We start from the raw sequence: 12,990 nt of genomic DNA on the forward strand, positions 1-12,990 counted from the left end.
AATTAAATCGAAAAAAGTTAAAAAATTAAATAAATACCCATGAAAATATTTTTATTTCTGCTGCTTTTCATTTCTTTGTATTAAGAATATTTGAGTATGAAGAATATTACGGAAAGGCATGAGTTTATACTGAACAAGCTCAAAAAAGAAGGGAAAGTCGCCATTTTAGACCTGGCGGAAGAGATCAATATATCCAGCGTGACCATCCGGAAGGATCTGAAAATGCTGGAGGAAAGAAACCTGTTGTTCCGGACCAAGGGAGGTGGGTCGCTCACCAATCCTTATGCGGTTGATAAACCCATCAACGAAAAAGAACTGATTAACGCCGAGGAAAAAAGAAGGATTGCAAGAGCGGCATTGACGGTTATTGGCCAGACTGATTCGATCATTATCGGCTCCGGGAGCACGGTTTTTGAATTAGCCCGTATTCTTTACCCCGATCATAAAATGACGGCCATTACCCCGGCCCTTAAAGTGGGGCTGGAACTTAATAACCGCCCCAATATCGAAGTGCTGCAGCTGGGTGGGTTGATCCGCCCCAACTCCTCCTCCGTAGCCGGCATACAGGCCCTGCAGGTGCTGGATGAAATTTCCTGCGACCTGCTGTTCTTAGGCGTGGATGGCATCGACCTGGAACATGGCGTATCCATCTCCAATATTGCGGAAGCATCGCTGAACCGGAAAATGATTGAAGTATCTCAAAAACTGATCCTGCTGGCCGACAGTTCAAAATTTAACAAACGGGGCCTGGGAAAAATCTGTAATCTGGACCAGGTTGAATATATTGTAACGGATAAACGCATTTCAGAAAAAACCGTATTTGCACTGCAGGAAAAAGGAATAAAAGTGCTGCTGGCGTAGGAGGAATTTAAAAATATTTTTTTTCGGACCCATCGTTAAACAGCTTCTTAGAAAATAGTCGTTGTTTGCACAGGCAAGCCCTCATCTAAAAAATATCATATTCCTGCACATTCCTCTTATTCCCAACCCAAATTTTGGGGTTTGAAATTGAGGTTGGCCTGGATAGCGGAGTGCTGAAAAAATCAGACGGCTCAAACAAAATCATACTTCGCACTGGATAAATTAATGCGAGTCTTCCTAAGAATGTGTAATGCACAATGGCTTGACCTTGTGGAGAAAAAGGTGTAACAAAAACCCCCGAATTGGCATAAAAAATGCGCGAAACGAAACGGGGTTTCAAGGATTGGCAAAAGGACAATGATTGATCCAATTAAAATCTTGAAGCATCACCGCCCTACTTAAATTTTATGATACCAAACTGAGATTCAATAGTAGATATTATTTTTTTATCTTCTTCCCCATTATAAAAATAATAGAGGGCGATATAATGATACTCTTTACTTTCCAATGCTAATACTTTGCATTTGTAGTATTTATTCTTAAAAGGGATTGACATCTCCAAATCATATATTACTCCATGTCCGTTTAATGCATTTGTTTTTTGTAACTGGTTGGATGATAAATATAGATGGGGCTTATTCTTTATAGAACGTGTGTTCATTTCACTTTCCCATAAAGCTACTTTTTTAGGGTAAGTCATCCAATCTTCAAAAGCAAAAATACCAACTGCATAATTTGTATCTGTAAAATCACCAACTGATCGAATCATTGGGAACCAATCTTTTGCGCCTATCTTAGGATTGTAGTTGGTATTAGAAGAGTCAATTACATAAAAACTACTATCTAAATTAATCTCAACGCCGGCGTTTTTTAATTGCCTAAGAAACTGCAGTTCCTTGTCTTCCGAAATTTTCGGGTTGAAATAGCGGGGCTTTGACTCTATTGATATCCCGGGGATCTTGCCTTCAAGCAGTTTTTGTACAAGGGAATCCTGTCCGAATAAAAAGCGAGGGCAATACAGCACCACAGACAAGAGCAAAATTTTTATTGAAGCCATGTGACAATGGAAATTATTGGCTTGTGGAGATTGTGGTACAAAAAGTTTTGTGTATTTAAATATGCAAAAAAATAAAATAGTCAATGTTTTGTTGCCCTCGTTGGTATTGAGTCGGGGTGCTTGATGGGGCAGGCCACCAACGGAAATTTGCCGGTGTTTTGCCCGTCTTCAAATCCCTACGCCACTCCGGCCCCAGGACCTTCATATACTCCAGTTAACCATTCATCCCAAACCGACCCAATCAAAAACTGCCGGAAAGCAGTATACCTGCCAACCTGAGCCTTTAACGCGCTTTGCTCCTTCCTACTTGCTACTGGCCATTCCCCACTACCTGTAAGATATCCGCCCGTGACAAATCACCTGACCATAACGCACCCTCCATTTCCACATTTCCACATTGTCACATTTTCAAATTCTCAAATGACTTATCCCAGCCCGGTCCGCAAAAAAGGATTATCAGCAATGATGATCCTTTTTGCTTTTTACCCCACTTTACTTTCAAGGGGCTGACTTTCAGGTTCTAATAACAGAACTCTCTAAAATTCCTTACTACCTTTAAAACAGCTTAACAATTTAAAAAAGTAGACTAAAAGTAGACTAAAAATTTAGGCTACCGGAGTCAATAAAATTGTTCAAGCTATGGCACTCCCTGTTAAGTTAGTTTGTCGCACAGGCCAGGTTCATGCTGATGGAACCTGTTCCGTTTTTGTTCAGTATTGCTGCAATGAAAACCAAAAACCATTATTTGGAACGGATGTCAAAATACCTCCTACCTATTGGGAAAAAGCAAGTCGTTGTATTAGTGAACGGCTTCCTGCAAATCATGGAGATTACAATGAGCTCAATAATGAACTAAAGAGGCTAAAAAAAATTGTGGAAGACATTGTAACCTATGCAGGGCTAAAGAAAATTCCACTTGAAGCCCGCGCCCAATTTGTAAAAACGCATTTTTCGCCAACGTTTGACTTTAACGATATTGAGACAAAAGAAAAAGAGGCAGCAGAAAAGCAAGAAATTGAGAAAAAGAACCAACTAAGTGTATATTATCAATTTGATGAGTACATAAAATCCAAGAAAAGGAAAGTAAGTAAAGCTACCCTTACCGTTTATGGCAATGTAAAGTCCCATTTGCTTGCCTTTGAGGCGTTCCGGGGGCAGGAAATATCCTTTGATAGTTTCGATTTTAGCTTTTATGAAGATTTTGTAGACTACCTGACTTTTGAACATATTCACATCCGCAGAAAAACGGTACTGACCGGGCTAAAATTAAACACCATTGGAAAAACGATCAAGCATCTCCGGGGATTTATTAAAGACAGGGTTAAACGAAAAATTGTTAAGCCAATTGATCTTTCTGATTTTAAAATACCGGAGGAAGAAAGTGACGCTATATATCTGACTTATGAGGAAATCGCAAAGATCTATCAGACAGACTTATCGGAGTATCCATATCTTATTGAATACCGGGATCTGTTTGTTCTGGCGTGTTTAACAGGGCTACGATTTTCAGACTTTTCGACCCTGCGTCCCGAAGATTTGCAAAGGGATATGCTTTATAAAAAACAGGAAAAGTCCGATCATTGGGTAATTATTCCTTTACGATATGAAGCCAAATTAATTTTTACGCGTCAATTCCGCGACCGTATTCCCGAGTTGACAAATCCTGAATTTAACAGACATATTAAGACCATTGGACAACTTGCAGGAATCACTCAAATAGTAAAATTCTCCTACAAAAAAGGGAATCAAACTATAACCGTTACCAAGTCAAAATATGAGTGGATCAGATCGCATACTGCACGCCGTTCTTTCTGTACAAACGAGTTTTTAGCCGGTACCCCAGTGGAGCTGATCATGAAGATAAGTGGTCATAAAAGAACTAAAGATTTTTACAAATATATCCGCATTACACCTGAAGAAGCCGCCAATAGAATTAAAGAATTGTGGTTAGCAAGAAGTGATATGAAATTGATAAAAGACACTGTAGCTGAATTGGAATTGCAGTACAATTGAGTTAAGAAGTCAACCATACAAGAATAATCCAACATTTTGGGTTCTATACAACTGGAAGACGCTTATCTCTTTTAACTTTGTTTTGTTATTTTTTCTCATTCTCATCGCTTTATCGTAATATTGCAATTGATATTTAAGAGATGGGAATTACAAAAACTGAAATATTTAATAAACAGCAGAACAGGCTGGCCACGATTTTGAAAGCGCTGGCACACCCTGCCCGTATTGCCATCCTTCAGCATATCATAAAATCTCAGGCTTGTATCTGCAATGATCTGGTTGATGAGCTGGGCCTGGCCCAGGCTACGATTTCTCAACACTTGCGGGAGCTAAAGAATACGGGAATTATTAGAGGGAATATTGAGGGAACAAGCATCTGTTATTGTATTGACGAAAAAGTGTGGACGCAGATTAGTAATGAGCTTTCGGGATTTTTCGCCTCATTTACTCCTGTAAAAAACTGGTGTTAAAAATTTTTAGGATCATCCATCGTAATAATGCAATATTATACGCAATAAAACAAGAATATGAAACTGTCTGAAATTAAAAGCATCTTACCCGGCCTGGCCAATGTTGAATTTCTGTTGCCTAATGGCACCAAAGTCCCGGAGCATTTTCATGTAACCGAAGTGGGTATTGTAAACAAACATTTTATTGATTGCGGCGGAACAACCCGGTATGAGGCTAAAGTGAATTTTCAGTTATGGAATGCTAATGATTACGAGCATCGCCTGAAGCCGGGGAAATTACTTGGCATTATCAATCTGTGTGAGCAAAAACTGTCGATAAATGACAACCTGGAAGTTGAAGTAGAATACCAGGGCGAAGAAACCATTGGCAAATACGCCTTGGGCTTTGATGGCAAGTCCTTCATTTTAGTTTCCACCGTTACCGATTGCCTGGCAAAAGAGGGTTGTGGAGTACCTGCTGAAAAGAAAAAAGTGTCGCTACAGGAATTACCTGTTAAATCGGAAAGCTGTTGCACACCTGGCGGTGGATGCTGCTAAAATAATAAGAGCGGTTAACGCTGTAAAAAATCACTCAATTAAACAAAAAAATACATGAAGAAAGTTTTAGTGCTTTGCACGGGGAATAGCTGCAGAAGCCAGATCGCAGAAGGTTATTTAAGGCATTTTGCCGGGAATAAAGCGGAGATATATAGCGCCGGGGTAGAAACCCACGGTGTAAACCCGAAGGCCATAGCAACAATGAAAGAAGATGGTGTTGATATTTCCGGACATACCTCTAACAATGTTACGGAGTACAGCAATATAGATTTTGACTATGTAATTACTGTATGTGACAATGCGAAAGAAAGATGCCCTTTCTATCCAACAAGAGCCGAAAAGTTTCATTACAATTTTCCTGATCCCGCAAAGTTTCAGGGAGCGGAAGATGAAACAGCGAAGGAATTTGCGAGGGTAAGAGATATGATAAAAGCGTACGCCAAAAATTTTGTCCAAACCAACCTGTAATGTCTGCTAATAACTGTGCACCGGTAAGCAGGCGTAAGAAACTTTCTTTTTTAGACCGGTATCTAACACTTTGGATATTCCTGGCAATGGCCATTGGTGTTGCTATTGGATATTTTGTTCCATCGGCTCCTGCTTTCATTAATTCATTTTCGAGTGGCACCACTAATATCCCTTTGGCCATCGGGCTGATATTGATGATGTACCCGCCTTTTACCAAAGTGCGTTATGAAAAGCTGAAGGAAGTATTTAGCAATACAAAAGTGCTGGGGGTTTCCCTTTTGCTGAACTGGGTCATAGGTCCGGTGCTAATGTTCCTGCTGGCTATTGTCTTTCTACACAATTACCCTGAATACATGATAGGCTTAATCCTGATCGGGCTTGCCCGTTGTATTGCGATGGTTATTGTATGGAATGAATTAGCAGAAGGCAGCCGTGAGTATGCAGCGGGCCTGGTGGCATTAAACAGCATTTTCCAGGTACTTCTATATAGCGTATATGCTTACGTATTCGTTACCGTATTACCGCCTTTATTCGGCATTAAAGGCGCAGCTATTGATATTACCATTGGGCAGATAGCGAAGAGTGTATTTGTTTATTTGGGTATTCCTTTCGCCGCAGGTTTCATTACAAGATACGTGTTAAGAAAGGTCAAAGGTGATGACTGGTACCAAACTGTATTTCTGCCTAAAATATCACCGGTTACTTTGATTGCGCTATTGTTTACCATCGTTGTTATGTTTAGCTTAAAAGGAAAACTGATAGTAAACATTCCGGTAGATGTGATCCGTATAGCTATACCGCTGGTGATCTATTTTGCAATCATGTTTTTGGTTAGCTTTTTTATTGGCAGGAAAATGGGTGTAGATTATTCCCGCAATACTTCCATTGCCTTTACAGCAGCGGGAAATAATTTTGAACTGGCGATAGCTGTTGCCATTGGTGTCTTCGGTATTAATAGCGGTCAGGCTTTTGCTGGTGTAATAGGGCCGTTGGTTGAAGTACCGGCCCTGATCTCCCTAGTGAATGTGGCATTTTGGCTAAAAAATAGATAGTACTTTAATAAAAAGATACTTTAATCGGGAGGTTAGTTTTGGTATGGTTGCTCCAGAGTAATTGCAAACCGGATTAAAGAATTGCAATTAGCAGAAAATGAGATAGAATGATATAAATCAATGATACAGGACAAAGTGTAATTCAAAATAAGTTGAGAAAATAAGCTCTTTCCTACATCTCTCCCTGCTTAACCGGTTTTAATCGGCGCGAAATAGCCCTCTTTATTTTATCCCGGTTTCCCATTACTATGTCATTCTTTAAAAAATGATAAAGAGGCGATTGGTACAAGTCTGATATTTCGGTATATTTATACTGCTAATCAAATATTTTTTTACCTAAAAACGCCAAAAGGTTATGAAGAAACTACTTTCTATTTTCGCATTTGATCGCCCTGTAAGCTACGATCACATTTCCAAATCATTTTGTAAAACTCATGAACAACGGCTGAATATCCGTAAAGCCTGGCCTGTCAGGGCTACCCGGCAAATGTTAATGACGGATTATTGGGGAAATGCAACTATACATTTCGTGCTTCTGTTTGGGATTTCAATGTTCTTTACTTCATTTTTTAGCGGCCAAAATGCGGCTGTTTACCTTTCAACCTCAATATTGGCCGGCATTATTGTAGGGCTCCCGTTATTCCTGCTCCTTTATTTACCTATTTTTAATCGCGAATTTATCCCAAGATTAGAAACTGTAATAGCTACTTATGAGAATGAAGAACGGGCCTGGATGGCAAAGTGTAAACAAGATCAGCCCGGCAACCGGACATTGTTGCTCCTTTTCTATGTATTAGACAAGGCCGGCAAGGTAAACTATCTTTCTCCCAATGATAAATGCGCCACCCTGCTTTCCCAGATTTTTGGTGTAGCCCCGAAAAGCATGAGAATGGACCTTGACATGGTATTCAAAAAGGAAAAACGTGAGGAATTGAAGTCCAGGGGCCATTTTGAAGTAGGAAGAAATTTTAATGAGGCCTTTAAAATCCTAGAAACAATGCAATTCGCTGAGGGCATAAAATTGTTAAAGGAATTAGAACAAAAATTCCTCCGGCCCTAATATTTGAAAGAAAAACAACCGAATAAGACTATTTAGTCAAAAACAAGTATACTTAGCTCATATTCCTCTTTCCATAAATCCACTTTAGCTGGCTAAATCAGTTAAAAATGGAAAGTAATGGAAATGGTGCGCATTCAGCAACACCGATGCTGTTCCCGATAGATCCGGAACAGTTCTGGCAGACACTTCGTGTATTGATACGTGAAGAAGTTGAACAGTTAGAAAAACGACCTCCACCGGCTACCAGTTACAACACTACAGGCCTCACCTATAAGCCACTCTATAAAATTGGTGAAGTCTGTCAGCTATTCCAGGTCACCAAGCCCACTATTTATGATTGGATCAAACACGGCAAGCTAAAGCCGTACAAGATACGGTCAAGGGTTTATTTTCTTTGGAACGACATCCAGCAATTATTACAACCTGATTCTGGTACCCCCTAAAGCGTTGGCGTGAAAATTACCATTAGCAATTTTATTAACAAACAAACTCACTCGAATATGAATAATATGAATTGGGAAACAATCAGGCAAATTAACCTGGTGGACTACCTTGCCTTCCTGGGTCACCATCCGGACATTAAGATGAGCCGTAACCAGGAATACTGGTACTTATCGCCGCTGCCCGGCAGAAACGAAAAGACACCCTCGTTCAAAATTGACCGAAGGAAAAACTTGTGGTATGATCACGGTTTGGGAAAAGGCGGTAGCATTATTGATTTCTGTATGCTGTATCACGGCTGCGGTATCATCAAAGTGTTGGACAAATTGCGGGACTTTTTTTCTTTTCATGGTACACCTTTTCAATCCCTGATGGTTCCCGAAATATCCGGACATGCCCCAAATCCTACAATACAATTTTTCAATGAAAAGAAAAAGATCCGGGTATTGGCAACTGGCCCGATCGTTTCTCCGGCGCTTATTAATTACCTGGAGCAGCGAAAAATACCGGTTGGTATTGCACAGAACTATTGCAAGGAGGCGCAATATGAACTCAATAATCGAAAATATTATGCCATCGGTTTTCTCAATGATGCTGGTGGCTATGAGTTACGTAATGCACATTTTAAGGGCAGCGCTGCACCCAAAAGCTTTACCTTTTTCAATAATGGAGCAGGACAAGTTTGCGTTTTTGAAGGCGTTTTTGACTTTTTAAGTTATGTCACTATTCAAAAAAACGGGATTAATAATACAAATATTTTAGTGCTAAACTCCCTGGCTTATTTAGAAAAAGCGCGACCTCTAATGGAGCAGCATTCTTCCATTTATCTGTACCTCGATCGTGATCACGCAGGAAAAAGCCATACGATTCAATTGGCAAATGAAAATTCAAAATATAAAGACCATAGCCTGCTTTATGATGGATACGCAGACTTAAATGAATGGCTGACTAAGAAAACCTTTTCCCTTCACCGGCTAGACCTGGCAAACGATGAGGAAGGAAACCGTTCCGGTCCTAAGCGAAATTTTGGTCTGGGTAGATAAGCATGCAATTTTTTAACCGATAAAATAATAAACGATGACAGACTTTAAAAAAAGAATACTGCATTTAAGTTCCGGAAAGCAGATCAAATTTTATGGCGATAGTATGGCTATTGGCCCGGCTTTACAGATTGGCGAAGGTTCTGCTCCTACTATTTTTTCTTACCTGGAGGAACAAAATGGTTCGGGAAGTGTAGATACAACTGCCACCTCATCCACCAGTCAGCAAGGAAAAACCGGCAGTGGTTCCGTGCAAAATCCATTCGGTTTAACAGCTATGGACCTGCATGAAATTGCGGATTACAATATTCAGCTATGGCTGAACCTAAAGAATAATATCCGCAAATATGGTGTAGAAAATCCCAAAGTTTTTAACAAGGATGAGCTGCGGTAATACAATTTTAGCGAACAAATCGAGTCGTTGTTAAAGCGGATTTGATTCGCAACTGACAATTTTTCCGGGTAGAAAATAGCGTATAAAAATAGAACAACTATACAAGCTGTAAGATCTCCCTGCACTCAAAATTTAAACCGTCGTTAGTTCCCATCAAAGGGAACGGCAAGGTGTACCAAATGTTGCACATTTTGAGAACGTTGCTGTTTTACTCCAAAGTCTAAACAGGAAAAGTGCAATTAATACAACTCCGATCGTTTGGAACGATCGAAATCAGGAAAGGCTTTGCGACGTTAAGGGAGTCCCCCCAATCAGGCGTTGCTGATGTTTCCGGGGAGAATAACTCTTTCGAACATTCCGTCCTGGATTGCGCCTATTGAAAATCGTAAATTAGGGAAACAGGCCCTGTGCAGCAAAACCTGAGCTGGCATTGGACAATTAAGTTCATTAGAGGGAGTCTGGTTCTTCCGGCTCTACACGTTTCAGATTGGGGCATCACAGACCCCGTATAGAAGAATAAACAAATACTTGTCGGAAGGCATAGGGTTTTTTAAAACAATCATTTATGGAAAAGAAAAAACAAACAAAATCGAATGACAAGTTTGTCAACATGCCGGTGATCCATCCCAATGCCGCTGGGATAGATATCGGCGGAAGCATCCATGCTGTAGCTGTCCCCAGCGGACGGGATGAGCCATTTGTTAGAACATTCGGCGCGATGACCGCTGATCTAAGGGAAATTACGGCATGGCTAAAAAAGTGCGATGTAGACACTGTTGCCATGGAAAGCACGGGTGTTTACTGGAGGCCATTGTATGCCATGCTTATTCACAACGGCTTTGAAGTCTACCTGGTTCATGCGCAACATGTCCGAAATGTAACGGGGCGCAAGACCGATCAAAGTGACGCACAATGGCTGCAACAATTACACAGTTGCGGGTTACTCAATTCTTGCTATCTCCCCAATGCTGAACAAGAATCTTTAAGGGCATTGGTGCGTTACCGCCGGGTGTTGATCCATGATAGTAACAGATATGTGCTGCGCATACAAAAGTCATTGGCACTAATGAATATTAAATTGTCCAATGTTCTTGCCAATGTTATGTGCAAAAGTGGGATCGCGATCATTGAAAAAATTCTGGCGGGTGAACGCAAGGCCGAAAATTTCCTGCCGCTGATCGACAAACGTGTCCAGGCAAAAAAAGAAGACATCGCCAAATCACTTGAAGGAAATTGGCTGCCTGAGCATCTTTTTTTGTTGGAAGAAAATTATGGCTGTTACCAGTTTATGCTCGAAAGAATCACAGCATGCGAGAAAGAAATAATAGTACAATTGGAAAAGTACGAAGCCAGTTTGAATGACGGCGTAGTTAGCGTTAAAGAAGAAATGTGCACGGAAAATATTACCGACCGATTTGTGAAACGTAAAATGGAAAAGCGGCACCCGACACTGGACACCGTTCCCTACCTGCAAAAAATCTTTGGGGTTAACATAATAGCCTTATATGGATTGAGTGATATCGGAGCCCTGGAAGTTCTGGCTGAGACAGGTACAGATCTTAGTAAATGGCCAACAGAAAAACATTTTGTCTCCTGGCTGAACCTCTGTCCTAACACGAAAATATCAGGAGGCAAAATCATTAGCAGCAAATTGCAAAAGAAAAAACCGAACATGGCAAGTCAGGCATTCCGTGCGGCGGCGAACGGTGTGCAGAAAAGTGACCATTGGTTGGGCAATTATTTCAGAAGGATGAAAGCTAAGGCTGGACAGCGTTATGCCATTGTGGCAACAGCAAATAAACTGGCTACAATCTATTACAAGATGGTAAGAAACAAACAAGAGTTCAATCCAATCGACCTTGGACAGTATCAGGAAAAATATCGGCAAGCAAAAATTTTATACCTGGAAAAGAAGTTGCAAAAGCTAAGAGAATCGGCAGGAGCAGCTTAAATATTAAAGCAACATTACAGCATCTTTTTTTCTTAGAAACCAGTCATAATAAGCTGTTCAGGAAGGGGTGACTGCTGGAGTTATATAGAAGCCAGCTATGTTTTGGTAATACCAAAACGCTGGCCCCTCATGCCGCTGGGGCGTCATTTGGGGCTTTTCATCCCGCTTGGGCGGGATTCAAAAATTAAAGACAACACTATGGAACCAATGAAACAAAACACGTTACAAAACAAAGGCGGGCGCCCCAAAAAAACGGTGAAGAAAAGCCAGCTTATTACGCTCAAATGCACCAGCTATGAAAAGGTGCTGATACGGGCAAAAGCAAAGAAAGCCGGGCTTTCTACATCAGAATATTTATTACAATTGGGCCTGACCGGAAAAATTGACAGTACAATGAAAACACTTCCGAAAGAGGTGTTGCATGTTACTGGCACCCTCAATCACATGGCAGCCAACCTGAACCAGCTTGCAAAAAAGCACAATAGTGTAACGGATATATTAACGCCATTGGACAGGGCCAGCCTGCAATTACTATCCGGAGAGTTGAAAGGTATTGCGGTAACAATGAAAAATTATTTCCAATGATCGGCCATGTAAATACAGGTAAATCTTTCCTCGGATGCATTAGTTACGACCTGGAAGACAAACAGGAATTAAGCGAGGAACAAAAAAAAGCCATGTCACTCAAGGATGGTTTGCAACACAAAAACCGGGCGGAGGTGCTGGCCTATAACAAATGCTTTGGAAATAAATATGAACTGGCGGAGCAGTTTCGCGATGTGGCAAAGCTGAGCCGCCGGGTGGAAAAGCCGGTCTTTCATTTTGCCATCCGCCTGGCTTCCGGAGATCAGTGCACTAGGGATGAATTGTTGAAAATAGCTGATGCCTGTGTAAAAGAATTTGATGTAAAGGACAACCAGTACCTGGTAGTGCTGCATAAAGATACCCCGCAGCCTCATATTCATATTGTGGCTAACCGGGTGGGTTATGATGGTAAAGTAGCTAAGGACAGCAACAGTTACCTGCGGATGGCCACACTTTGCCGTAGGCTGGAAAAGGAACTTGGGCTTACTGCTGTTTTAAGCCCCCGGAAATTTCTATCTAAAGAGGAACGGCTGCTGCCCCGGCAGGACAACCGCAAATTAAAAATGCGGGAGGATATAAAAAACTGTCTGAAACAAGCCCATAGCCTGGATGATTTTTCCCGGCGGATGCAGCAGGCAGGTTATAATGTGATCAAAAGCCGGGGCATCAGTTTTATTGACGATAAAAAAGTAAAGGTAAAAGGCAGCGAGCTGGGCTTTTCTTTAAGCAAAATTGAAAAAATACTGGAGGCAAAGAAAATACTGGGCCTCACTCAGGGCACTCTTGAAATTGAAAAAGCGGATCGCGGACAAGAATACATGAAAATGCCGTACAAATCTTTGCCGGTTTCACCCAATGCTCCAACTCAGTTAGAACGTTCCATTGCTGAAGTTATTTCAACCACCACCTCACAGGTGGCGGCGGCAGCGGCTAATCTGGTAGCAGAGCTATTTCAAGCCCCTTATCCAACACCGGATGAAATTGCCGCAGCCGAGGCCATGCAACAATACTACCGGTACAATAAAAAGAAGAAGAAAAAAAGAGGCTACCGACTTTAATAA

14 protein-coding genes are annotated in these 12,990 nt (G+C 41.1%); 13 read left to right on the forward strand and 1 reads right to left on the reverse strand.

Going from position 1 to position 12,990, the window contains the following annotated elements:
- Window positions 1-96 precede the first annotated feature (96 nt).
- The gene (locus GGU45_RS13535; RefSeq protein WP_435225529.1) at window positions 97-861 is read left to right on the forward strand and encodes a DeoR/GlpR family DNA-binding transcription regulator; all 765 of its coding nucleotides are present in this window, start codon (window positions 97-99) and stop codon (window positions 859-861) included.
- 394 nt (window positions 862-1,255) lie between these two features.
- Here GGU45_RS13535 and GGU45_RS13540 read toward each other — a convergent pair whose 3' ends face one another.
- Window positions 1,256-1,918 carry a hypothetical protein gene (locus GGU45_RS13540; RefSeq protein WP_435225531.1) on the reverse strand — a complete coding sequence of 221 codons (663 nt, stop codon included), beginning with the start codon at window positions 1,916-1,918 and terminating at the stop codon, window positions 1,256-1,258.
- Window positions 1,919-2,557: 639 nt separating this feature from the next.
- Here GGU45_RS13540 and GGU45_RS13545 point away from each other — a divergent pair.
- From GGU45_RS13545 to GGU45_RS13600, 12 genes are all read left to right on the forward strand, one after another.
- Window positions 2,558-3,931: a site-specific integrase gene (locus GGU45_RS13545; RefSeq protein WP_435225533.1), complete on the forward strand. Its 1,374-nt coding sequence runs from the start codon at window positions 2,558-2,560 to the stop codon at window positions 3,929-3,931.
- A gap of 140 nt (window positions 3,932-4,071) precedes the next feature.
- Window positions 4,072-4,401 carry an ArsR/SmtB family transcription factor gene (locus tag GGU45_RS13550; protein ID WP_435225534.1) on the forward strand — a complete coding sequence of 110 codons (330 nt, stop codon included), beginning with the start codon at window positions 4,072-4,074 and terminating at the stop codon, window positions 4,399-4,401.
- 57 nt (window positions 4,402-4,458) lie between these two features.
- The gene (locus GGU45_RS13555) at window positions 4,459-4,938 is read left to right on the forward strand and encodes a DUF6428 family protein (RefSeq protein WP_435225536.1); all 480 of its coding nucleotides are present in this window, start codon (window positions 4,459-4,461) and stop codon (window positions 4,936-4,938) included.
- A 54-nt stretch (window positions 4,939-4,992) separates the two neighbouring features.
- Entirely contained in the window at window positions 4,993-5,406 is a 414-nt protein-coding gene (locus tag GGU45_RS13560) for an arsenate reductase ArsC (RefSeq protein WP_435225538.1), read from the forward strand.
- Window positions 5,406-6,458: an ACR3 family arsenite efflux transporter gene (gene arsB, locus GGU45_RS13565; protein ID WP_435225539.1), complete on the forward strand. Its 1,053-nt coding sequence runs from the start codon at window positions 5,406-5,408 to the stop codon at window positions 6,456-6,458. The genes GGU45_RS13560 and arsB overlap by 1 nt, the downstream gene beginning before the upstream one ends.
- 355 nt (window positions 6,459-6,813) lie before the next feature.
- A complete protein-coding gene (locus tag GGU45_RS13570; RefSeq protein WP_435225541.1) occupies window positions 6,814-7,518 on the forward strand; it encodes a hypothetical protein in 705 nt (234 codons plus the stop codon).
- Between the two features lie 107 nt (window positions 7,519-7,625).
- Window positions 7,626-7,961 carry a helix-turn-helix domain-containing protein gene (locus GGU45_RS13575; protein ID WP_435225543.1) on the forward strand — a complete coding sequence of 112 codons (336 nt, stop codon included), beginning with the start codon at window positions 7,626-7,628 and terminating at the stop codon, window positions 7,959-7,961.
- Window positions 7,962-8,018: 57 nt separating this feature from the next.
- Window positions 8,019-9,002 (forward strand): DUF8464 domain-containing protein, encoded by a 984-nt coding sequence (locus GGU45_RS13580; protein ID WP_435225545.1) that lies wholly within the window; start codon window positions 8,019-8,021, stop codon window positions 9,000-9,002.
- Between the two features lie 34 nt (window positions 9,003-9,036).
- Window positions 9,037-9,393: a hypothetical protein gene (locus tag GGU45_RS13585; RefSeq protein ID WP_435225546.1), complete on the forward strand. Its 357-nt coding sequence runs from the start codon at window positions 9,037-9,039 to the stop codon at window positions 9,391-9,393.
- Window positions 9,394-9,958: 565 nt separating this feature from the next.
- Window positions 9,959-11,344: an IS110 family RNA-guided transposase gene (locus GGU45_RS13590; RefSeq protein ID WP_435225548.1), complete on the forward strand. Its 1,386-nt coding sequence runs from the start codon at window positions 9,959-9,961 to the stop codon at window positions 11,342-11,344.
- 198 nt (window positions 11,345-11,542) lie between these two features.
- Window positions 11,543-11,929 (forward strand): plasmid mobilization protein, encoded by a 387-nt coding sequence (locus GGU45_RS13595; RefSeq protein ID WP_435225550.1) that lies wholly within the window; start codon window positions 11,543-11,545, stop codon window positions 11,927-11,929.
- A complete protein-coding gene (locus GGU45_RS13600; RefSeq protein ID WP_435225551.1) occupies window positions 11,926-12,987 on the forward strand; it encodes a relaxase/mobilization nuclease domain-containing protein in 1,062 nt (353 codons plus the stop codon). The genes GGU45_RS13595 and GGU45_RS13600 overlap by 4 nt, the downstream gene beginning before the upstream one ends.
- The last annotated feature ends 3 nt before the right edge of the window (window positions 12,988-12,990 follow it).

It is taken from the genome of Niabella hirudinis (assembly GCF_051201075.1).
Classification (GTDB): Bacteria; Bacteroidota; Bacteroidia; order Chitinophagales; family Chitinophagaceae; genus Niabella; species Niabella hirudinis.